The organism is Actinomycetota bacterium (assembly GCA_014360655.1).
Lineage (GTDB): Bacteria > Actinomycetota > Geothermincolia > Geothermincolales > RBG-13-55-18 > JACIXC01.
The window spans coordinates 173,859-195,401 of sequence record JACIXC010000005.1 but is presented as its reverse complement, the minus strand read 5'-3'; the positions used below and the strand labels follow the sequence as shown (position 1 = coordinate 195,401).

Here is a 21,543-nt window from a genome sequence, read left to right as displayed (position 1 = left end):
GCTCAACGAGATCCTTTGCAGATGGAATTACGTGTACAATTACGTGAGACCACACCAGAGCCTGGGTTATCTCACCCCCATGGAGTTCCTGAAGGCGTGGATGGAGGAGAGCAAGGATAGGGATGATGTGTTCACCATGTAGTGAACCAGGACAGTTGATGGACAAATCCCTTCGCAGGTGTGAAACTGGAGAGGTGACGGATATCCCGGGATCGCGGCTTGGGACGGAAAGCCCGGGGGCGTAAGAGATGGAGAAAGGCGGAAGGAAGGAGCGACGATGAAGAAGCTACTGGTGCTGTCTATGATCCTCGGGCTCTGCGTGGCCCTGGTCGCCGTGACGGGCTGCGGCAAGAAGGAGACCAGCGTCAAGCTACCGGGCGGGGAAGAGGTGCAGGTCGAAGAGGACGGAGGCAAGGTGACCATAGAGAGCGAGGAGGGCAGGACGACCTACGAGAGCGGCGAGAAAGAGCCCACCGAAAAGGACCTCGGAGTACCCGTCTACCCCGATGCCGATTACGTGCCCGGGAGCGGTGGGACGGCGAGCGCGACGAGCGGGGGCCAGGCCTCCGTCTACGCGGGCGGCCAGTGGACGACGAAAGACGACTTCGATGAGGTCGTGGGCTGGTACTCGGGCAAACTGGGGGAGCCCATGTACACCACCAGCGAGGGCGGGACGAAGAGCGCCGGCTGGATGATCGGCGACATGGAGGAGAACTTCACCACGGTGACCGTAGAGGAAGAGGCCGGCAAGGTCACGATCACCATCGGCAAGATCGGGAGCAAGTAATAAGCTGAGTGCCCCTTTTATCGATAAGGCTTGCACCTGGAGTGTGCTGTGCCGCCCCCGCGAGGCGCGCAACGGAGGCTGACTCGCCGGGAACGTCGCGGGGAGAGGAGCCGGCCTTCCATGCTTGGCGGAAAGGTTCGTTGCGAGGAGTCGCCGCCGGGGCGATCCTGCCGGAGCTGTCCTCTTGGATAGAACGCAACAGGCCAGACGAGGCGACGTTTATTCGCGGGTCCTTTGTTTATCGGATACTCCCGTCTGGCGTGCGCCGGGTTGAAGGTCACTTGCGCTTTTCCCACTTCTCGAGGTAGGCGACCTGGGAAAGGGTCGACCCGGCCTGGATCTCTCCCCGCAACCTGTTCTCCTTCTCCAGGACGTCCATGGCGCGGTTGGCCATCTCCACCACCTTGTCGCGGGGGATGACCACCACGCCGTCGTCGTCCCCTACCAGCCAGTCTCCCGGGAAAACCCTTCTCCCTCCCACCTTGACCGGCACGTTTATCTCCCCGAAGCCCTTCGGCTCGCCGGCGGTAGGGGTGATGAGGCGGGCGAAGGAGGGGAAGTTCAGGCTGCGTATCTCCACCGTGTCACGGATGGCGCCGTCGATGACCACCCCGGCCAACTTCTTCTGGATGGCGCTGTGGGTGGCCAGCTCCCCCCACAGGGCGGGTCCCGCCCCGCCGGCGTCGATCACGATGACGTCGCCCTCCTCGGCGACGTCTATGGCCTCCACAGGCTTGGCCCAGTCACCGGGATAGGTGCGCACGGTGACCGCGGGCCCCGCCATCTTCATCCCGGGGCTGATGGGGAGGATGCCCTCCAGCTCCCCGGAGCGGTGCATGGCGTCGGAGATGTTGGGAGTGGAGACCTTCATGAGTATCTCGCGCACGTTCTCCAGGCTGACGCGCTTGTACAGCTCGGTCTTCACCGCCTGTCCGGTGAGCATGGCGCGCTTGATCTCCTCGGTGGCGGCCCTGGCGTCCCTGCTCTTGATGATGGCGCCCCCAACGATGACGATGTCCGCCCCGCTCTCCACCGCCCTGGCGGCCGTCTCCGAGTTGATGCCCCCCGCGACCGCCACCGGGACGCTCACCGAGTTGGCCACCAGCCTCAGCTTCTCGAAGGGGTCCAGGCCGCGCATCTGCATGTCGATGGCGGTGTGTACGGCGATGTAGTGCGCTCCCGCCGCCTCCGCGGCCCTCGCCCGCTCCACCGGGTCACCCACCTCGATGAGGTCCACCACGATCTCGGCGCCGTAGTTGTTGGCGGCTTCCACGCATTCCCGCACCGTGGCGTCTGATGCCGCCCCCAGGACGTCGATGATGTTGGCGCCGGCCTTCGCCGCCGCTTCCACTTCCGCGCGGCCGGCGTCCATGGTCTTCATGTCGGCGATGATCACGTGGTGGGGGAAACGTTCACGCAGGGCACGCACCGCGTTCAGCCCCTCGCTCTTGATGAGGGGGGTGCCGGCCTCCAGCCAGTCCGCGCCGCCCGCGACCGCCTCCTCCGCGACCTTGACGGCCCTCTCCAGGTCCACGAAATCCAGGGCCACCTGCAGCACCGGTCCCTTGAGTTTCATAAGAGGATTATATTACTTTCCCCCGCGCCCGCAACGGAAAGGCGGGACCCGCGTGCCTGCCGGAACGGTGAGCGCGTCGGAAGACGCTTCTGCGATCGGCGCCCGCAGGCAGGGGAGCGATACGCGCCCCCCCGTCCTTGAAGAGCGCCGCGGGAGGGTTTGCTTCCTCCTGGTGCAGGGACCTTTTCGGTCCTGTAGAATACTCCTTGAACGACGGAGCCTGCACTGCAGGGCGAGCCGCGCGGGAGGATACATGGCGGAGAAAAGACGGGTAGTGCACGTGGGACAGATAGGATGCGGGACGGTGGGTTCCGGGGTGGTGCGCATCCTAAGGGAGAACGCCGACCTCATCTCACGCCGCGTGGGCTGCGATATTCGCGTCAAGCGCGTCGCGGTGCGGGACTTCGCCGATCCGCGCTACGTGGAGTTGCCGGAGGAGGCGCTCACCACCGACGCCATGGAGGTCATCTGCGACCCGGAGGTGGACATCCTGGTGGAGGTGATGGGGGGCATCGAGCCGGCGCGCACCTTCATCCTCGAGGCCCTCTCGCGGGGCAAGCACGTGGTGTGCGCCAACAAGGAGCTCATGAGCACACACGGGGGGGAGCTGCTGCAGGCCGCCGAGGCGCATGGAGTCGACCTCGCGTACGAGGCGGCGGTGGGGGGCGGCATACCCATCCTCATGCCCCTCAAGCAGTGCCTGGCCGGGAACGCCATCGACCAGGTGCTGGGCATCGTCAACGGCACCACCAACTACATCCTCACCCGCATGAGCGAGGAGGGGCTGCGCTTCGAGGAGGCCCTGGCCAAGGCGCAGCAACTGGGCTACGCGGAAGCCGATCCCGCCTATGACGTGGAGGGGAAGGACGCGGCGGCCAAGCTGGCCATCCTGGCCTCCATGGCCTTCAACTCGCGCGTGACCCTGGACGACGTCTACGCGGAGGGCATAACCGGCGTGACGCCCGCGGACATCACCTTCGCCCGCGAACTCGGCTACGTCATCAAGCTCCTGGCCGTAGCCAAGGACGAGGAGGACGGGATAAGCGTGCGCGTGCACCCCACCATGATCCCCTCGCGGCACCCCTTGGCATCGGTGCGAGACGAGAACAACGCCATCTTCGTATCCGGGGACGCGGTGGGCGAATTGATGTTCTACGGCAAGGGGGCGGGATCTCTGCCCGCGGCGAGCGCGGTGGTGGGGGATGTCATCGCCATCGCCCGCAACATCCTCGGGGGAGGGAGGCTGGTGGGGTGCACCTGTTTCTACCAGAAACCGGTAAAGAACATCAGGGACGTCTTCTCCCGCTACTTCATGATCTTCGACGTGCCCGACCGGCCGGGCGTGCTGGCGAAGATCGCCGGCGTGTTCGGGAGCAACGGGGTGAGCATAAAGTCGGTGATCCAGCACGGCACGGGCGGGGAAGCGCGCATAGTGCTGATAACGCATACCGTGAAGGAGGAGAACCTGCAGGCCACGGTGCGGGGTCTGCAGGAGCTGGAAGAGGTGAACCGCATCGTCAGCCTCATCAGGGTGGAGGACCCCGAGGAGGATTGAGAGCCGGGCCTTGCCCCGCTCCGGGGTCCGGGAGCCGGGCGCGGGGGACGGTCGGCCCCGCAGGTCGGCGGGGGGCCGGGAAGCGTTGAGGCCGCTTCCCCGGTACCCTCAACGGCGGCGGCACGGGCTGCGGAAGGGAGCGGGATAGAGCATGTTCGTATCCTGGAGGTGACGTGTTGCGAGGCGACTGGCGTGGCGTGATAGAGGCCTACCGGGAGTTCCTGCCCGTAAGCGCCGGCACGCCCGTGGTGACCCTGCTGGAGGGCGGCACGCCGCTGGTGGAGGCGCGCTACATCGGCCGGCAGCTGAACGCCAGGGTCTTTCTCAAGTACGAGGGCCTGAACCCCACCGGGTCTTTCAAGGACCGCGGCATGACCGTGGCCGTTTCCAAGGCGCTGGAGGAGGGGGCCCGCATGGTCATCTGCGCCTCCACCGGGAACACGAGCGCCTCCGCGGCTGCGTACGCGGCACGGGCCGGGATGGAGTGCGCGGTGATCATCCCCCGCCAGGCCATCGCGCTGGGCAAGCTGGCGCAGGCGCTCATCCACGGGGCCAGGGTGATCGCCCTGGACGGCAATTTCGACCAGGCCTTGCAGCTGGTGCGCCGCATCGCGGAGGATCACCCGGTGGTCCTGGTGAACTCCCTCAACCCCCACCGCATCGAGGGGCAGAAAACGGGGGCGTTCGAGATCTGCGATGTGCTGGAACGCGCTCCCGATTACCATTTTATCCCAGTTGGCAACGCGGGCAACATAACCGCCTACTGGAAGGGCTACCGGGAATACCGCGAGGCGGGAAGGATAGAGGCCCTGCCGCGCATGATGGGCTGGCAGGCCGAGGGCGCGGCGCCCATCGTGCGCGGGCACGTTGTGGAGAAGCCGGAGACCCTGGCCACCGCCATCCGCATCGGCAACCCCGCGAGCTGGAAGCAGGCGGTGGCGGCGGCGGAGGAGTCGGGGGGCGCCATAGACATGGTTTCCGACGGCGAGATACTGGAGGCCTACCGCCTGCTGGCCGAGAGAGAGGGCGTTTTCGTGGAGCCGGCGTCCGCCGCTTCCGTGGCTGGGCTCTACAAGTCCTTCCGGCGCGGGGAACTGCCGGCGGGCTCCCTGGTGGTGTGCGTGCTCACCGGCCACGGACTGAAGGACCCCGACCTGGCGGTGAGTTGCGTGCAGGAGCCGGCGCCCGTGCCGCCGCAGATGGACGCGGTCCTCGAGGCGCTCGGGTTCCGTTAGATAAGGATATTCATGGAGGAGGGGGATTGAAGTACACCATCCTGGTGCCGGACGGGGCCGCAGACCGCCCGGTGAAAGAACGGGGCGGCATGACGCCCCTGGAGGTCGCCCGCACCCCCAACATGGATTTCCTGGCGGAGAACGGGATCTGCGGAACGGCGATCACCGTGCCCGCTGACATGCCGGCGGGAAGCGACGTCGCCACCTTTTCCCTGCTCGGCTACGACCCTCACCGCTATTACACGGGCCGCGGCCCCCTGGAGGCGGCCAGCATGGGGGTAGCGCTCTCCCCGGATGAGGTGGCCTTCCGCTGCAACCTGGTCACTGCCCGCGAGGGGCGCCTGGAGGATTACAGCGCGGGCCATATCTCCAGCGAGGAGGCGGCCCGCATCATCCTCTTCCTCCAGGAGAGGTTGGGCGACCACTACACCCGCTTTCACCCCGGCGTCGGCTACCGCCACCTCCTGGTGTTGCGGGGCCTCCATTACCTGGAGGCGCGCTGCTTCCCACCCCACGACGTGGTGGGGCGGGAGATCGCGGAGGTGATACCCGAGGGTCCGGGGGAGGAGAGGTTGCGGGCGCTGATGCGCATCTCGCAGCGCCTGCTGCGCGACCACGAGGTCAACCGCTCGCGGGAGGAAAGGGGCCTGAGGCCGGCGAACATGGTATGGCCCTGGGGGCAGGGAAAGGCCCCGCGGCTTCCCACCCTGCGGGAAAGGTACGGCATCGACGGCGCGGTGATCACCGCCGTCGACCTGGTCAAGGGCCTGGGAATACTGGCCGGCATGGACGTGGTGGAGGTCCCCGGCGCCACCGGTTATCACGATACCGATTACGAGGCCAAGGGCCGTTATGCCGTGGCCGCCCTGCATCGCGTGGACCTGGTGTTCGTGCACGTGGAGGCACCGGACGAGGCCGGCCACGAGGGCGACTGGGAGGCCAAGGTGGAGGCCCTGGAGCGCTTCGACCGGCATGTCGTGGGCGCCGTTCTCGACGCCACCGTGCAGTTGCGGGAGAACCTGTGCGTCCTTCTAGCGCCGGACCACCTCACGCCCCTCGAGGCGCGCACGCACGTGCACGGCCCCGTCCCCTTCGCGGTTTACGTCCCGGGCCTGGAGCCGGACGCGGTGAAGGCTTTCAGCGAGAGGGCCGCCGCGGAGGGGAGGTTCCGGGACGTACCGGCATGGAAGTTGCTGGATATACTGGCGGGGCGGGAGGCGGGCGGGCGGTGAGGGACTAAGCGCGCGTCGGGCCGCGTCGTGTGCTATAAATAGGTTATGGGCGGTTAAAGGAAAGGCCCCCTTTTTCCGAAGCGGATATTGCGCGGTTGTGCGCCCGTATCCGGCAGGGAGCGTGTTGGAATTGTCATCCAGGATCTACCCGGTAAAGAAATCACCGCTGGTGGTGGCCCACATATCCGATTTTCACATCGGCTCCTACCATTTCGTGGCCAACCTCATGAACCGGACCATACTCGAGCTGAACGAGCTGAAGCCGGACATAGTGGTGGTGACCGGCGACCTTACCAACGAGGGTTTCCGACAGGAATACCTGACCGCCAGGTCCTACCTGGACAGCCTGGAATGCGAGCACATCGTCATCGTCCCCGGCAACCACGATTCCCGCAACGTTGGTTACCTCCACTTCCAGGAGCTCTTCGGCCCCCTCTTCCGCTCCCTCGAGTACCAGGGTGTTTTCATCCTGGGCGTGGATTCCAGCGAACCGGACCTCGACGACGGGAAGATAGGCAGGGAAAAATACGGCTGGATTGTCAATAGTTACCAGTCAGCGGATGCCTTCAAGATCTTCGCCCTCCACCACCACTTGCTGCCGGTTCCCGGCACCGGCAGGGAGAGGAACATCGTGTACGACGCCGGCGACATCCTGGAGCTGCTCGTCTATTCCGGGGTGGACCTGGTGCTCACAGGCCACAAGCACGTGCCCTACGTGTGGAGGCTGGAGGACCTCTATATCGTGAACGCGGGGACCATTTCCACGCTGCGCTTGCGCGGCCACACCAAGCCGTGCTACAACGTCATCGAGATCCGCGAGGATACGGTCAAGGTTTTCCGGAAGTATCCCTTCGGGGGGCGGGACATCATCGCGCAATTCGGCGCCGGGGTCTCCGATACCCAGAAAGAGCTTTCCGGGATAGTCCGCGAGATAATCGGGACCGACATCTGATCGCTTCCGCCTGCTCTCCCGGCGAGGACACGGAACGGGATGTGATTAACGGTGGCTGACGGCCTGAAAGCGGTTTTCCTGGTGGACGGCGAACACCATCCGGCCACGGTGCTCGCCGCGCTGCGCACCCTCTCGGAAAGGGAGGGCCTGGTGCCGGTGGGGCTTTTTTTCCTGGGCGGCACGGAGAAGATCGTCGACGTGGGGGAACTCTCTTCGCCGCGTTACGAGCTGTTCGTCGCGGAGGACCCCGCGCGCGACCTGGGAGAATTCCTGCGCAGGTTGAGGCCGCGGGTGGTGGTGGACCTCAGCGACCTGCCCGTGCTCGGTCCGCGGCTGAGGATGGAGCTCGCCGCGGTGGCGCTGGCCGAGGGGGCATGCTACCGGGGAGGCGACTTCGAGTTCCGGCCGCCCGTGCGGGAGGAGGTTCTGAGCAAGCCGTCTTGCGCCGTCATCGGGACCGGCAAGAGGTGCGGCAAGACGGCCGTCTCGGCGGAGATGGCGCGTTTCCTGCACCGCGCGGGGCTGCGCCCGGTGGTGGTGGCCATGGGAAGAGGAGGGCCGCCGGAACCGTACCTGGTGCGGGAGGGGATCGACGGGGATTTCCTCCTCGGCGAGCTGGACAAGGGGCTGCACGCCGCTTCCGACCATTACGAGGACGCGCTGATATCCGGCGTGGTCACCGTCGGTTCCCGCCGCTGCGGCGGGGGGATGGCGGGGCAACCGTATGTGACCAACTGCGCGCAGGCCGCCCGCCTGGCGGAAACCCTTCCCGCGGACGCGGTCATCGTGGAGGGCAGCGGGTCGAGCATCCCCCCCGTGGCCGCACGGGTGACCGTCTGCGTCGTCAGCGCGGCGCAGGACATGGAGGAAGCCCTGGGTTACCTGGGCCCCTACCGGCTCTTGATTTCGGACGGGGTTGTCATTACAATGTGCGAAGAACCTTTCGCTTCTCCCCGCAGGATAAAGGAGCTGCGCGATAGGATAAAACGGATAAAAGGCGATATAATAACCATAGAAACGGTTTTCAGGCCTCATCCCTTGCAACCCATCAGCGGCAGGAAAGTGTTTCTTGCCATGACCGCGCCGGAGGCGGTCACGGGCCTAGCGCGCAGGCACCTGGAGGAGGAAACGGGGTGCCGGGTGGTGGGGATGAGCTCGAGGCTGGCGGAGAGGAAAGCGCTGCTGCGGGACCTGGAGGGAGCGGGGGAAGCGGAGGTCATCCTCACGGAGCTCAAGGCTGCGGCGGTCGAGGTGGCGGCGAGGTACGCTCGGGAGAGGGGGAAGGAGATAGTCTACTTCCATAACCTGCCGGTGCCCTCGGGCGGCGCGGGGGAGCTGGAAGGCTTCTTCCGCACCATGTGGGAGAAGGCCACGGAGAGATCATGAGAAGCGAAGGCGAGAAGAAGAGCGACAACAAGAACAAGAGGATAACCATCCTCGACGAGGAATATCACCGCGTGCCCTTCTCCAAGGGCCTGACGGCCAACGCCATCATGGCTTCCGGCCTGCCGCCGGGACCCGCGTATTACGTGGCCTCCGGTATCGAGGAATACCTGGTGGGAGAGGGGAGGCTGGAGATACAGGCGAAGGAGCTGCGCCGCATAATCTACCACGTGCTCCTGGAAAAGATCGGCGAGAAGTACGCGGACAACTACCGCCGCTACGTGAGTTTCAGCAGCCTGAACAAGCCCCTGGTGGTGCTCATGGGCGGCACCACCGGCGTGGGAAAGTCGACCATCGCCACCATGCTCGCCAACCGATTGAGCATCGTGCGCATCGTGTCTACCGATGCCATCCGCGAGGTCATGCGTGCTTTCTTCTCGCACGAGCTCATGCCCACCATCCACACCTCCTCCTTCGACGCGGAGTCCGCCCTTATCCACCCCCTGCCGCCGCACGTGGACCCGGTGGTGGCCGGGTTCCGGGAGCAGAGCCTCTCCGTGCTGGTGGGAGTGCGGGCGATCATCAAGAGGGCCCTCAACGAGGGCACCCATATCATCATCGAGGGAGCGCACATCGTGCCCGGCTTCATAACGGCCGAGCAGTTCCCAGACGCGTTCATCGTCCCCCTGGTCGTCAAGGTGACGGACGAGAAACTGCACCGCAGCCACTTCTACATCCGGGAGGTGGAGACGCAGGGCACCAGGCCTTTCCAGAGGTACGTGAAGCATTTCGACAACATACGCAAGATACAGGATTATATCGTGCACATGGCCGAGGTGACCGGGGTCAGGGCGGTGGAGTGCGTGGACCTGGACTCCACCGTGTCCGATGTAGTCGATTACATCATCAACACCGCCTACGAGATGGCCCGCAAGGAGAAGTTGCCGGAAGAGGCGGCGCTGTTCATATGAGCGGCACGACCGGGCCGGCTGATACGGAGGAGGATGCCCGAAGGACTGTCGCGCGTGCGGTGGCGCGGCATGCAGGGACGACGGAAGGCGATTCGAGCGGAGGTTTGCGATGAAGCTTTTCCTGGACACCGCAAACGTGGAGCACATAAAGGAGATAAACGGGTGGGGAGTGCTTTCCGGCGTGACCACCAACCCCTCGCTGGTCTCCAAGGAGGGGCGCGGCATGCGGGAGTGCCTGCGGGAGATCGCGGAGGTCGTGCGCGGCCCGGTCAGCGCCGAGGCCTTGAGCATGGACACGGAGGGGATGGTGCGCGAGGCGCGGGAGCTGGCGGCCATCGCCGAGAACATCAACGTGAAGATACCCATGACCCCGCAGGGCCTGGCCGCGGTCAGCCGCCTGGCGCGGGAAGGGATCAAGACCAACGTCACCCTGGTATTTTCCGCCAACCAGGCGCTGCTGGCGGCGGCGGCGGGGGCCACCTTCGTCAGCCCCTTCGTGGGCCGCCTCGACGACATCGGCAACAACGGCATGGCGGTGGTGGAGGAGATAGTGGACATCTTCGACACCTATGGACTGGCCACCGAGGTCATCGCGGCCAGCCTGCGTCATCCCATGCACGTGGTGCAGGCGGCGCGGGCCGGCGCGCACATAGCCACCATCCCTTACGAGGTGATGGTGGCGATGGTGAAGCATCCCCTGACGGACATCGGCATCAAGAGGTTCCTGGAGGATTATGAGAAGATCAAGGACCTGTGAAGGGAACGGCCAGGGCAAGGGCAAGGCCCGGGCAAGAACACGTCAGCAACACGGCAAGAGGTTTTTATAGGAAATTAATGGAAAGGAGGTGAGAACTTGGAACAGACAATGGACAGGGCCAAGCTGGAATCCATGCTCCTGGTGGACCTGCAGGGCATGGCGCGCGAGATGGGACTGACCGGCATCACCGGTATGCGCAAACAGGAGCTCATCGAGAGCATCCTCAACCGCCGCGTGGAGGAGGAAGGGCTTTTCATCCGCACGGGGATCCTGGACATCCTTCCCGAGGGCTACGGCTTCCTGCGCACGCGCGGTTACCTTCCCAGCGAGGAGGACATCTACGTCTCGCTCTCCCAGATACGGCGCTTCCACCTCAAGAGGGGTGACGAGATACAGGGCCAGGTGCGCCCGCCCAAGGACAGCGAGAAGTACAACGCCCTGCTGCGCATCGAGAAGGTCAATGGGGACAACCCCGAAGTCTGCCGCGAGCGTAAGCAGTTCGAGCAGTTGACGCCCCTCTTTCCGCTGCAGCGGTTGCGCCTGGAGACGCCCGACGAGGTCACGGCGCCCAGGATCATCGACCTCATCGCTCCCATCGGCAAGGGGCAGAGGGGGCTGATCGTCTCCCCGCCCAAGGCGGGCAAGACCACCATCCTGAAGCAGATCGCCAACAGCATCACCTACAACAACCCGGAGGTGAAGCTCATCGTCCTCCTTGTGGACGAGCGTCCCGAGGAGGTCACGGACATGGAACGTTCCGTGAAGGGCGAGGTGATCAGCTCCACCTTCGACCAGCCGTCCGACAACCACATCCAGGTGGCGGAGCTGGTGCTGGAGAGGGCCAAGCGCCTGGTGGAACACAATCACGACGTGGTCATCCTCCTGGACAGCATCACCCGCCTGGCGCGTGCTTACAACCTCGCCACGCCCACCAGCGGGCGTATCCTCTCCGGAGGGGTGGATTCCACCGCCCTCTACCCGCCCAAGCGCTTCTTCGGCGCGGCGAGGAACATCGAGGACGGGGGCAGCCTCACCATCATCGCCACCGCCCTGGTGGAGACCGGGTCCCGCATGGACGAGGTCATCTTCGAGGAGTTCAAGGGTACCGGCAACATGGAGCTGCACCTGGACCGCAAACTGGCGGACAAGCGTATCTTCCCGGCCATAGAGATCGACAAGTCCGGGACACGCAAGGAAGAGCTGATCATGGAGCCGGAGGAAGCGCAGGTGGTCTGGAAACTGCGTCGTGTGCTTCACGCCCTCGACCCCAGCGCGGCCATCGAGCTGCTCATAGACAAGATACGCAGCACCAAGAACAACCAGGAGTTCCTGAACGAGATAGCCAGGTCGCCCATCTCCTGAGGCGTGGCGCCCTACGCGGGGCGCCGGGCCCGGGAACCTGTACGCAAGGGTGTGCCCCAGCGTCCCTGCTTCCCGTTGCGGGAAACGGGCGTGACCGGCAGTTCTGGCAGGTCACGCCGGGCGGGCGCCCTTCCGGGTCCCCCGGGGCTTTCGGCCTGTTCGAGGGAGTGGCATGTTGCTATACTTGTCTGGTTATATCGGAAAGATATCCTGGGAATACGGAGGAACGTCGAGATGAGGAAAGGGATTCATCCCGATTACGTGGAGGCCACGGTGACCTGTTCCTGCGGCAACACCTTCAGGACGAGGTCCACGAAGCCGGTGCTGCGGGTGGAGATATGTTCGCAATGTCACCCCTTTTACTCGGGCAAACAGAAACTCGTGGACACCGGCGGCAGGGTGGAGCGTTTCGAGCGCCGCTACGGAAAGGCGAGGCCCCAGAGGCGTAAGAAGGGTCCGGAGAAGGCGGAGAAGTAGTGCGGCCCGCGCCTGGGCCCATCCCCGACCGCGACCTCGCTTGACCTTCCGCGTTTCGCGGTCCCGCGCACGGGTGTCGCGCGTGCAGGGAGGCGGTGGAAGGCTTTTCGCGGCTGCGGCGGGCGGCGCTTCGCGAGGGAGAGGGATATGAGAACCCACGCGCGTTCCCCTTCCCGCGGTAATTGCGCGGAAGGGGACGCCCGCATCGGCGGCCAGGCCCTCATCGAAGGCGTGATGATGCGCGGCAGGAGGTTCTGGTCGCTGGCGGTGCGCAGGCCCGACGGCACCATATATTCCCAGGTGGAACCCCTGCGCTCCTTCCTGTCGCGCCATCCCTCCTGGGACCGTCCTTTCCTGCGCGGCGTTTTCGTACTGGCGGAGAGCCTGGTCCTGGGCTGGCGCGCCCTTTCCCTCTCCGCGGATCTCGCGCTGGAGGGCGAGGAGGACGGCGAGGCCCTGGGATGGTGGAGCAAGGCCCTTTCCTTCCTGCTGGCCGTGGTCCTCGCCGTGGGTCTCTTCATCGCCCTGCCTACCTGGCTGGCCCCCCGCCTCCTGCCGGAAGGCAGCCCCGTGTGGCTCTGGAACCTGGTGGAAGGCGGCATGCGCGTGGCCTTCTTCGTGGCCTACCTTATCCTGGTGTCGCTTTCGCGGGAGATGCGGCGCGTCTTCCAGTATCACGGGGCGGAGCACCAGTCCATCCATCTCCTGGAGAAGGGTTATCCCCTGGAACCGGAGAGGGCCCTGCGCGAGGGCACCGACCACCTGCGCTGCGGGACCTCCTTCATCCTCCTGGTGCTCGTGCTCACCGTCCTGGTCTACTCCTTCCTGGGGAAGCCGGCGCTGTGGCTGCGCGTGCTGGAGAGGCTGGCGGTCATCCCGCTGGTGGCGGGGACCTCTTATGAGATAATGAGATATGCGGAAAGAAGCCGTTCGCCCTGGCTCTCCGCGCTAGTGGCGCCGGGCCTGGCCCTGCAGAGGCTGACCACGCGGCGGCCTGAAAGGGAGCAGGTAGAGGTGGCCCTGGCGGCGCTGGGCGCGCTGCTGGAAAGGGAGGGGGAGGGACGGCAGGAGGTGGGATGAGGCCGTGGGCTTCATGGACAGGCTGCAGGAGATAGAGGAGACCTACCGGGAGCTGGAGAGGCAGCTGGCGGAACCGGAGGTCTACCAGGACCGGGCGAAGTACGCGGAGCTGGCCAAGAGCCACGCCGAGCTCGCCGAGATCGTTTCCCACCTCCGCGAATACCGGCGGGCGTTGCGGGAGGCGGAGGAGGCCCGGGAGCTCATCCGCGAGGAGAGCGACCCGGAGATGCTCGCTTTCCTGCGCGAGTCCCTGCGGGAGGCGGAGGAGCGGGTGGGGGACCTGGAAGGGAAGATAAAGCTGCTTCTCGTCCCGCGCGATCCGCGGGACAGCAAGGACGTCATCATGGAGATCCGCGCGGGAGCGGGCGGGGAGGAAGCCGGCCTTTTCGCGGGCGACCTCTACCGCATGTACACGCGCTACGCCGACAGGAAGGGATGGAGCGTGGAGACCCTCTCTTCCAGCCCGTCGGAGCTGGGGGGTTTCAAGGAGATCATCTTCTCCGTGCGGGGCAGGGGTGTTTTCAGCCGGCTGAAATACGAATCGGGCGTGCACCGCGTGCAGCGCATACCGGTCACCGAGTCAGGGGGGCGCATCCATACCTCCACCGCCACCGTCGCCGTCCTGCCCGAGGCGGAGGAGGTGGAGGTGGAGATCGACCCCGCGGACCTGCGCATCGACGTCTTCCGTTCCACGGGTCCGGGCGGCCAGTCGGTGAACACCACCGACTCCGCGGTGCGCGTCACCCACCTTCCCACCGGGGTGGTGGTATCCTGCCAGGACGAGAAGAGCCAGCTTCAGAACAGGGAGAAGGCCCTGCGCATCCTGCGCGCGCGCCTCCTGCGCATGGAACAGGAACGGCAGCAGCGGGAGCAGGCGGAGGAGAGGCGTTCCCAGGTGGGGACCGGGGACCGTTCCGAGAGGATACGCACCTACAACTTCCCGCAGGGCCGCGTCTCGGACCACCGCATAGGGCTTACGCTGTACCGGCTGGAGGAGATCCTCGACGGCGACCTGGACGAGATAATCGAGGCGCTGGCCGCTGCCGACCGCGCGCGGAAGCTGGCGGAAGCGGCCGGGGGGGAATGAGGACGTGGAGCGACACGGCAGGCGGGCTTCCGCGCGCGGCGCTTCCCCGCGACGGGTCCGCGAGCTGCTCGAGTGGGCCGAGGCGTATCTGGAAAGATATGGTATTTACAAGCCCCGCCTCAATGCCGAGCTGCTCCTGTCCCACTGCGCGGGATGCGGCAGGGCGGAGCTCTACGCCCGTCCCGAGATGGAGATGTCCGCCGCGGCGAGACGCGCGTTCTTCCGCTGCGTGCGCCGGAGGGCGGGGCGAGAGCCCCTGCAGTACGTGACGGGCGTCAGCGGTTTCCGCCGCCTGGAACTGGCGGTGGACGGGAGGGTGCTCATACCGCGGCCGGAGACGGAGATGCTGGTGGAAAGGGCGCTGGAGATCCTGCGCGGGGAAGGCGGGCACCCGCTGGTGGTGGACGTGGGCACCGGCTCGGGCTGCATCGCCCTTTCCCTGGCGAAGGAGCACCCGCAGGCGGTGGTCCACGCCACGGACGGCAGCGGGGAGGCGCTGCAGGCGGCGCGCGAGAACGCCTCGCGCCTGGGCATGGAAGGCGTGGTGGACTTCCACCGCGGTGACCTCCTGCGGGCCCTGCCGCCGCGGCTCGAGGGGAGGATCGACCTGGTGGTGAGCAACCCTCCCTACGTGCGCGAGGCGGACTTCCCGCTGTTGCCCCCGGAGGTGAGGGAACACGAACCGCGCGTGGCCCTGGTGGCGGGTCCCGGGGGCACCGAGGTGCACGCCCGCCTTGCGGAGCAGGCCCTGTCCTGGCTTGCGCCCGGAGGGTGCCTGCTCATGGAATGCGGGGAAGACCAGGCGGAGGAGCTGTGCCGTATGCTGGAAAACCTTGGTTACGCGGCGGTGAGAAAGGGAGATGACCTCACCGGCCGCCCCCGCATGGTGGAAGGGAGGCGTGCGCCCCGCGCGGCGCCGGGATGAGCGCCGCCTTTCGGGTCGGCGCCACCGAACGCGGCACCTTTGCGGGCAGGTTGCGCGGCCCTTCTTATGCCATATTATGGTATCTCCATGCGTTGATTTGACCTTTGCGCGCGCGCTTCTCTAAAATTATGGGAAGGATGAGGAAGGCGGTAAACGTATGGAGAAGATCGCCCGGCGGAGAACGGGAATATTTACCAGGGCAGTCCATGCAACCCTCGCCTTGACGCTGTCCTTCGCCGTGGCGGCCTGCTGGACCCCGCCGCCTGCTGCCGCGGACGCCGTCAGCGAGAAGAGGGAACAGGCCAGGGCGGCCGAGAGCAAGCTGAAAGCGCTGCAGGCGGAGCTGAACCGCCTCACCTCCGAGCTCAACCAGACGCAGTCCAAGCTGGCCGCCGTGGAGGCCAGGATCGAGGCCAACCAGAGGCAGCTCGTTGCGGCGGAAGCGGAGTACGAGCGCTGGAAGGGCATCCTCTCCAACCGCGTGGTGGCCATGTACAAGGAGGGGAGCGTGGCCGCCCTGGACGTGCTCCTCGAGTGCGAGGACTTCGACACCTTCATCAACTCCTACGACTACATGTCGCGCATCGGCGACCATGATGCCGAGGCCATAGACGCCGCCCGCCGCCTCATGGCGGACATCCGGGCGCGCCGGGCGGAGCTGGAGAGCGACAGGGCGGAGTACCAGGCCTACAGCGCCAGCCTGCAGAAGCAGCGCGCCTCCATCCAGAGCAAGCTCAACGAGCAGAAGGCCATCCTGGCGGGACTGGACCGCGAGGTGGCGGCGCTTCTCAGCGCGCGCTACGGCGGGGGGAGCAGGAGCGGGGGCGGAAGCGCCGTCACCTGGAACATCGGCCCGGTGAACGGGCTCTACTTCCCCGTCGCGGGCCCCCACAGCTACGTCAACGACTGGGGTGCCCCGCGCTCCGTGGGGCGCACCCACAAGGGGTGCGACATCATGGCGAATTATGGAACTCCCTGCGTGGCCATCACCAGCGGGACGGTGGAGCAGAGAAGCGGCGGCAACGCCGGTCTCTACATCTTCCTGCACGGAGACAACGGCCATCTCTATTACTACATGCACCTGCAGGGTTTTGCGGCCTCGGGCCGGGTGAGCGCGGGACAGGTGATCGGTTACGTGGGAGATACGGGCAACGCGCGCGGCTGCCCCCACCTGCACTTCGAGTGGCATCCCAACCACGGGCCCGCGGTCAATCCCTATCCCCTCCTCGTGGCCATCGACCGCTGAGCGACGCGCGAGGAGCGGTGACGGACACGCGGGCGTTCCGCCTTTAACCGTCATGCGGCGACGCGTTTTCGGGCGGGCGGCCTTCTTCTACCGCCGGATGCCCGCCAGACCGTAGAGGCGGGGCAGGTCGACGCAGCCGTCTATGAGCTCGCGCAGCCTCGCGATCTTGCTCGCCTCGTGGGTGCGCGCGCTGCGGATGATCATCTCCGCCCGTTCCGCCGTGGTGAAGGTGTCCGTGGCCACCAGGATCACGGGGATGCCCAGCTCGTCCGCCTTCCCCAGGACGATGCTCGAGGGATAGAGGTTGCCGGATAGTATTATGCAGCGCGCCTTGGCTTCCATGGCCGCGAGCTGTATGTCGCTGCGGTCGCCGCCCGTGACCACGCAGAAGTTGCTGCGCTTGCGGAAGATGGAGAGGGCGTGCTCCTGGCTCATGGCTCCCACCACGATGTCCTCCACCAGCGCGTCCTTCCCTTCCTCTGCGCAGAGTATCTTCCCGTCGAGCAGCCTGGCTAGGTCCCCGATGTTGATGGAAGTGAGGAGGCGCTCGTGCGGGAGCACCCCCAACACGCATATGCCATTTCTTTCCAGGTAGGGGGCGAGCATCTCCTTCACGAAGCTCTCCCGGTTGGCGGGTACCATGTTGTAGATCACCCCCAGCAGGGACTGCCCCAGGCGGTCCCAGGCCTCAAGGACGTTGTCCGCCAGGTAGGCGTCGTTGAAACGCTCCACCAGTATAACGCGGGCCTGCAGGGCCGGTGCCAGCCGGAAGGCCGAGAGCCCCAGCATCCTTCCCTGCTGCGAGGTGTAGGCGCCCTGGAGGATAATCAGGTCCTTCCCTTCGCCGACGCGGGCGAGGGCATCGCGGATGCGCGGGAGTAAGTCCTCCACCCCGTCCTTGAGGGCCTCGTTCACCAGCTTGGGCGTGAGCACCACGGGGCAGATGTCCTCCAGGTCCTCCCGCAGCGAAAGGGTCCTGCGCATGAAGGCGGCGTCCTCGTCGGTGACCCTGCCCTCCTCCTGGTGGAAGCGGTGGCCCAGGGGTTTCATGTACCCTACCCTGAGGCCGTCTTCCTGGAAGCGCAACCCCAGGCCGATGCACATGGTGTGCAGGCCCGCGAGGCCCTGCTGCGAGGTCAGGTAGATATGCACCATAGGAATCACTCCTCCAAGACGATCCTGGCGTCGGCGGCCAGGCAACCCTTACCGTCCTCCATGACCCGCAGGGGGTTGATGTCCAGCTCGGTTATCTCCGCGAAGTCGGTGACCAGCTGGGAGACGCGCAGTATGCACTCGATGACCGCGTCGATGTCCGCGGGCCTTTCGCCCCTGGCCCCCTGCAGCAGCCAGTAGCTCTTCAGCTCCCGCAGCATCTCCCTGGCCTCCTCCTCGCTCAGGGGCGCGATGCGGAAGCTGACGTCCTTCAGCACCTCCACGTAAACCCCTCCCAGGCCCGCCATGAGCAGGGGCCCGAACTGGCTGTCGCGGCTCATGCCCACGATGAGCTCGCGGGAGGGAGGGAGCATCTCCTGCACCAGCACGCCCCAGATGGAGGCGGCGGGCACGAACTTGCGGGCGTTGCTGGTGACCGCCTCGTAGGCGGAGACGAGGTCGTCGGTGTTGCCGATGCCCACCACCACCCCCCCGATGTCCGTCTTGTGCAGGATGAGCGGAGAGGCGATCTTCACCACCACCGGGTAGCCGATCTCGCGGGCCGCCCGGATGCACTCCTCGAGGTTTGTGGCGAGGACGGTGCGGGCGACGGGGAGGCCGTAGGCGTGGAGCACCTCCCGCGCCTCCACCTCCACCAGCTCCTTGCGCCCCTGGGCGCGCACGGAGTCGAAGACCTCGCGCACCCTGCCCGCGTCCACCTCGAAGCGGACGCGCGTGAGTCGCGGGCGCGCCAGGAAGTCCGTGTGGGCCTTCATGCCGCGCAGGGTCCTCACCGCTTCCTCGGGAAAGCGGAAGTTGGGTATTCCCGCCTCCCGCAGTATCCTCTCGGCCTCGGCCACCTCCTCGCCGCCCATGAAGACGGCGAAAACGGTCTTCTCGGCCTTCCGCGCCTCCTCAGCGAGGGCGACGGCGGTCTCCCTTATCTCGGTCATGGCCTGGGGGGTGAGGATGACCAGCACCGCATCGTTTTCCGGGTCGGGAAGCACGTGTTTAAGGGCCAGGCGGTAACGCTCCGCGCTCGCGTCGCCCAGGACGTCCACGGGGTTGTAGACGCTGGCCGCCTCGGGCAGGCCCTCCCGCAGCGCGCGCGTCGTCTCATCCTGCAGGGAAGCCAGGAGCAGGCCGCTCCGCTCCAGCGCGTCGGAGGCGATGATGCCGGGGCCCCCCGCGTTGGTGATCACCGCCACCCGCGGCCCCCGCGGCGGCGGCTGCAGCGAGAAGGCGCGCGCGAGGAGGAAAAGGTCCTCCACCGTCTCGGCGCGCAGGGCGCCGCAGCGGCGGAAGGCGGCCGCGTAGGCGTTCTCCGACCCCGCCAGGGTCCCGGTGTGGGACGAGACGGCGCGCGCTCCCGCCTGCGTCACGCCCGCCTTGAAGATGACCACCGGCTTGCTGCGGCTGACCTTCTCGGCGACCTGCAGGAATCTCTCGCCGTCGGAAACGCCCTCCAGGTAAGCGGCGATCACGGAGGTGTTGCCGTCTCTTTCCAGGGCCTCAAGGAAGTCACTCTCGTCCAGGTCCATCTTGTTGCCCAGGCTGATGAAGCGCGAGAAGCCCAGGTGGTTCTCCTGCGACCAGCCCAGCACCGCGGTGCACAGGGCTCCGGACTGGGACATGAAGGCCACCTTGCCCGGCTGCGGGGCCCGGGTGGCGAAGGTGGCGTTGAGGGGGGTGGCGGTGTCGGCCAGCCCCAGGCAGTTGGGGCCCAGCACCCGGATGCCGTGGCGGCGCGCCGTTTCCCGCAGCTCGCTTTCCCGGCGGTAGCCATCCCGCCCGGATTCCTTGAAGCCGGCGGAGATGATCACCGCCGCCTTCACGCCGCGGGAGCCGCATTCCTCGAGGACGTCGCGCACGGCGGGGGCCGGAACGATGATCACCGCCAGGTCCGGTGCCTCCGGGAGGGCGGACACGGAGGGATAGCATTCAAGGTCGAGGACGGTTTCGTGCGAGGGGTTCACCGGGTAGACCCTGCCCGGGAAGCCGGAACGCAGGATGTTCTCGAGGACCACCCTGCCCACCTTGCCCGGCTTCTCGGAGGCCCCGATCACCGCTACCGCGGAGGGACGGAAAAGCGCGTCCAGGATCTCCTCCTTGCGTCAGCGCATGCTTGCGGAACACTGCTTTTAACGCCGCGTTTATTATACCCGCTCGCCCTTTCCCGCGGGGCAGGTCCCCGGGGACCGCTCCGCCGTCCGGGGTGGATATTGTCGTCGATGGATGACGGGCGGGGGTGGCGCAGGTAAACGGGGGGGATACGCGGTCTTGCGGAAGGGGGGATTGTGTACGGAGGCCCTCGCCGGCGGCAGGGCACGGCGTTACCCGATGGCGCCGGCGGGGCGGAACACGGTTGAATGGGCCCCGTTCAATCGTCGAGGCGGAGCCAGATGGGGGCGGTGACGGCCACCTGGAACCCGCTGCCGGAGTCGTCGTCCCCGTCCTCGTCCCTTTCCGTCACCCGCAGGTAGAAGTAGCAGTCCCCGCTCACGGGGACTTCCGGGTTCCAGGTGACCCGCCCGTTCCCGGCCGCTTCCGGGCCCAGGCGGGCAACGACACGGCCCCCATTGGTAAACAGTTCCAGGTAAGCTATACTCTCGTCGTCCTCCACCTCCACCAGGAATGAGACGGCCGGCGAGGAAACGGTTACCGTGGACCCCATCCACTCCTCCCCAAGCCTGAAGGTCACGCGCATGTCGGGGTCGTCCGTAGCGTACGCCCGGCGCGCACGCAGCGCGTCGAGAAGCGCCCCGCGTGTAAGCTCGGGGGCGACGATCACCGTGCGGTGGCTGTTGGCCGAGAGGCGGTGGTTGTCCTGGTTGGCGGCGGGGGCCACCCTCCATCCCCGGTCCAGGGCCTGGTGGTAATAGGGGTAGTAGACGTCGTCGTTGTTCCCCTCGTCCTTGTTCCCCGTCTCCAGGAGGCACATGCAGCCCTCCGCCTCGGGGTGGAAGGCGAAGGCGTCGAAGCAACCCACCGGTTCCCCGGGATGGTTGAACTGTGCCGTGGCGTCCCGGGCGGCGATCCACGCGTAGAGGGAAGGCAGGTCGCCTTCCGTCTGCGAACCGGTGAAATCCTCGGTGCCCAGGACGACGACGTGCCCCAGCTCCGGGCGGCTCCACTCAAAACCACGCAGGGCCGTGAACTCACCGGGGCTGTCGAAGGCGTCCGCCTGGACCCCCGTTTCCTCCCACTCCGCTTGGGAAAGCCTCTCCCCGTGGTCGGTCACGGCGAAGAAATCGAAACCCACGACGTCACGCGCCCAGGCGTAAGCTTCCGCGGGCGTGCCCGCGCCGTCCGAGTACTCCGTGTGGCCGTGCAGGTTCCCGAAATAGAAATGCATCTCCCCCGCCGTTCCGGGTCCCGGCCCGACCGCCGGACCGGGTTCCCCGGCGCCGCATCCGCACGGGAGGGCCAGGCAGACGGCGAGCGGCAGGAAAAGCGCCATCATGGCCAGCAGGCGGTGGCGAAGAAAGGGCACCCTCGATCGTCTCTTCCCGTAGTCCGATTTAGATCGCATCTTCCCGTCACCCGAGTCATTTTCCATAAACATCCTGTGCCTGCGGCTTCCTGTGATTGGCGCGGCCATATGTTAGCGCGGCCATGTACCAATATTACCAGGTATATATTCCAGCGAAGATGTAAACGTACTTCGCCGGAAATATCGTACGGGTTATCTATAACGGGATATTCACCCACGCTGAGCCGAGGAGAATGAAGCCCTCGGCTTCATGGCGGAAGATAACCGATATAT

Annotated in this window: 19 protein-coding genes; 15 read left to right on the top strand and 4 right to left on the bottom strand. The window is 66.2% G+C overall.

What is annotated here, in order from left to right; translation table 11 throughout:
* A partial coding sequence (locus tag H5T73_05700) for a transposase (protein ID MBC7247254.1) occupies positions 1-142 on the top strand: 142 nt, incomplete at its 5' end.
* 135 nt (positions 143-277) lie between these two features.
* Entirely contained in the window at positions 278-787 is a 510-nt protein-coding gene (locus tag H5T73_05695) for a hypothetical protein (protein ID MBC7247253.1), read from the top strand.
* 277 nt (positions 788-1,064) lie between these two features.
* On the opposite strand, the gene H5T73_05690 is transcribed toward H5T73_05695, so the two are convergent.
* Positions 1,065-2,363: an orotidine 5'-phosphate decarboxylase gene (locus H5T73_05690; GenBank protein ID MBC7247252.1), complete on the bottom strand. Its 1,299-nt coding sequence runs from the start codon at positions 2,361-2,363 to the stop codon at positions 1,065-1,067.
* 253 nt (positions 2,364-2,616) lie between these two features.
* Between H5T73_05690 and H5T73_05685 the strand changes: the two genes are divergently transcribed.
* The 13 genes from H5T73_05685 (at position 2,617) to H5T73_05625 (ending at position 16,625) form a co-directional block, all read left to right on the top strand.
* A complete protein-coding gene (locus H5T73_05685) occupies positions 2,617-3,918 on the top strand; it encodes a homoserine dehydrogenase (GenBank protein ID MBC7247251.1) in 1,302 nt (433 codons plus the stop codon).
* A gap of 176 nt (positions 3,919-4,094) precedes the next feature.
* Positions 4,095-5,153 (top strand): threonine synthase, encoded by a 1,059-nt coding sequence (locus H5T73_05680; protein MBC7247250.1) that lies wholly within the window; start codon positions 4,095-4,097, stop codon positions 5,151-5,153.
* Between the two features lie 26 nt (positions 5,154-5,179).
* A complete protein-coding gene (locus tag H5T73_05675) occupies positions 5,180-6,385 on the top strand; it encodes a cofactor-independent phosphoglycerate mutase (protein MBC7247249.1) in 1,206 nt (401 codons plus the stop codon).
* Between the two features lie 166 nt (positions 6,386-6,551).
* Positions 6,552-7,337, top strand: coding sequence for a metallophosphoesterase (locus H5T73_05670; GenBank protein MBC7247248.1), 786 nt, complete (start codon positions 6,552-6,554; stop codon positions 7,335-7,337).
* 51 nt (positions 7,338-7,388) lie between these two features.
* Positions 7,389-8,723, top strand: coding sequence for a 2,3-diphosphoglycerate synthetase (locus H5T73_05665; protein MBC7247247.1), 1,335 nt, complete (start codon positions 7,389-7,391; stop codon positions 8,721-8,723).
* A complete protein-coding gene (locus H5T73_05660; GenBank protein MBC7247246.1) occupies positions 8,720-9,691 on the top strand; it encodes a zeta toxin family protein in 972 nt (323 codons plus the stop codon). The genes H5T73_05665 and H5T73_05660 overlap by 4 nt, the downstream gene beginning before the upstream one ends.
* Positions 9,692-9,800: 109 nt before the next feature.
* On the top strand, positions 9,801-10,448 hold the full coding sequence (gene fsa, locus H5T73_05655) for a fructose-6-phosphate aldolase (protein MBC7247245.1): 648 nt from the start codon (positions 9,801-9,803) through the stop codon (positions 10,446-10,448).
* Between the two features lie 108 nt (positions 10,449-10,556).
* Positions 10,557-11,810, top strand: a complete 1,254-nt coding sequence (gene rho / locus H5T73_05650) for a transcription termination factor Rho (GenBank protein MBC7247244.1) — start codon at positions 10,557-10,559, stop codon at positions 11,808-11,810.
* 234 nt (positions 11,811-12,044) lie between these two features.
* Entirely contained in the window at positions 12,045-12,287 is a 243-nt protein-coding gene (gene rpmE / locus H5T73_05645) for a 50S ribosomal protein L31 (GenBank protein ID MBC7247243.1), read from the top strand.
* A 147-nt stretch (positions 12,288-12,434) separates the two neighbouring features.
* The gene (locus H5T73_05640) at positions 12,435-13,367 is read left to right on the top strand and encodes a DUF1385 domain-containing protein (GenBank protein ID MBC7247242.1); all 933 of its coding nucleotides are present in this window, start codon (positions 12,435-12,437) and stop codon (positions 13,365-13,367) included.
* A gap of 13 nt (positions 13,368-13,380) precedes the next feature.
* The gene (prfA, locus tag H5T73_05635; protein MBC7247241.1) at positions 13,381-14,454 is read left to right on the top strand and encodes a peptide chain release factor 1; all 1,074 of its coding nucleotides are present in this window, start codon (positions 13,381-13,383) and stop codon (positions 14,452-14,454) included.
* A 4-nt stretch (positions 14,455-14,458) separates the two neighbouring features.
* Positions 14,459-15,379, top strand: coding sequence for a peptide chain release factor N(5)-glutamine methyltransferase (prmC, locus tag H5T73_05630; protein MBC7247240.1), 921 nt, complete (start codon positions 14,459-14,461; stop codon positions 15,377-15,379).
* Between the two features lie 157 nt (positions 15,380-15,536).
* Complete coding sequence (locus tag H5T73_05625; GenBank protein ID MBC7247239.1) at positions 15,537-16,625, top strand: peptidoglycan DD-metalloendopeptidase family protein; 1,089 nt, start codon at positions 15,537-15,539, stop codon at positions 16,623-16,625.
* A gap of 87 nt (positions 16,626-16,712) precedes the next feature.
* Here H5T73_05625 and H5T73_05620 read toward each other — a convergent pair whose 3' ends face one another.
* From H5T73_05620 to H5T73_05610, 3 genes are all read right to left on the bottom strand, one after another.
* Positions 16,713-17,780, bottom strand: a complete 1,068-nt coding sequence (locus H5T73_05620) for a phosphotransacetylase family protein (GenBank protein ID MBC7247238.1) — start codon at positions 17,778-17,780, stop codon at positions 16,713-16,715.
* 5 nt (positions 17,781-17,785) lie between these two features.
* Entirely contained in the window at positions 17,786-19,879 is a 2,094-nt protein-coding gene (locus H5T73_05615; protein MBC7247237.1) for an acetate--CoA ligase family protein, read from the bottom strand.
* A 278-nt stretch (positions 19,880-20,157) separates the two neighbouring features.
* Positions 20,158-21,309, bottom strand: a complete 1,152-nt coding sequence (locus H5T73_05610) for a CehA/McbA family metallohydrolase (protein MBC7247236.1) — start codon at positions 21,307-21,309, stop codon at positions 20,158-20,160.
* Positions 21,310-21,543 lie beyond the last annotated feature (234 nt).

Coding starts and splice junctions, on each gene's coding strand:
- H5T73_05695 (MBC7247253.1), top strand. CDS start 278: ATGAAGAAGCTACTGGTGCTGTCTATGATCCTCGGGCTCTGCGTGGCC.
- H5T73_05690 (MBC7247252.1), bottom strand. CDS start 2,363: ATGAAACTCAAGGGACCGGTGCTGCAGGTGGCCCTGGATTTCGTGGAC.
- H5T73_05685 (MBC7247251.1), top strand. CDS start 2,617: ATGGCGGAGAAAAGACGGGTAGTGCACGTGGGACAGATAGGATGCGGG.
- H5T73_05660 (MBC7247246.1), top strand. CDS start 8,720: ATGAGAAGCGAAGGCGAGAAGAAGAGCGACAACAAGAACAAGAGGATA.
- fsa (MBC7247245.1), top strand. CDS start 9,801: ATGAAGCTTTTCCTGGACACCGCAAACGTGGAGCACATAAAGGAGATA.
- rho (MBC7247244.1), top strand. CDS start 10,557: ATGGACAGGGCCAAGCTGGAATCCATGCTCCTGGTGGACCTGCAGGGC.
- rpmE (MBC7247243.1), top strand. CDS start 12,045: ATGAGGAAAGGGATTCATCCCGATTACGTGGAGGCCACGGTGACCTGT.
- H5T73_05640 (MBC7247242.1), top strand. CDS start 12,435: ATGAGAACCCACGCGCGTTCCCCTTCCCGCGGTAATTGCGCGGAAGGG.
- prfA (MBC7247241.1), top strand. CDS start 13,381: ATGGACAGGCTGCAGGAGATAGAGGAGACCTACCGGGAGCTGGAGAGG.
- H5T73_05625 (MBC7247239.1), top strand. CDS start 15,537: ATGGAGAAGATCGCCCGGCGGAGAACGGGAATATTTACCAGGGCAGTC.
- H5T73_05620 (MBC7247238.1), bottom strand. CDS start 17,780: ATGGTGCATATCTACCTGACCTCGCAGCAGGGCCTCGCGGGCCTGCAC.
- H5T73_05610 (MBC7247236.1), bottom strand. CDS start 21,309: ATGCGATCTAAATCGGACTACGGGAAGAGACGATCGAGGGTGCCCTTT.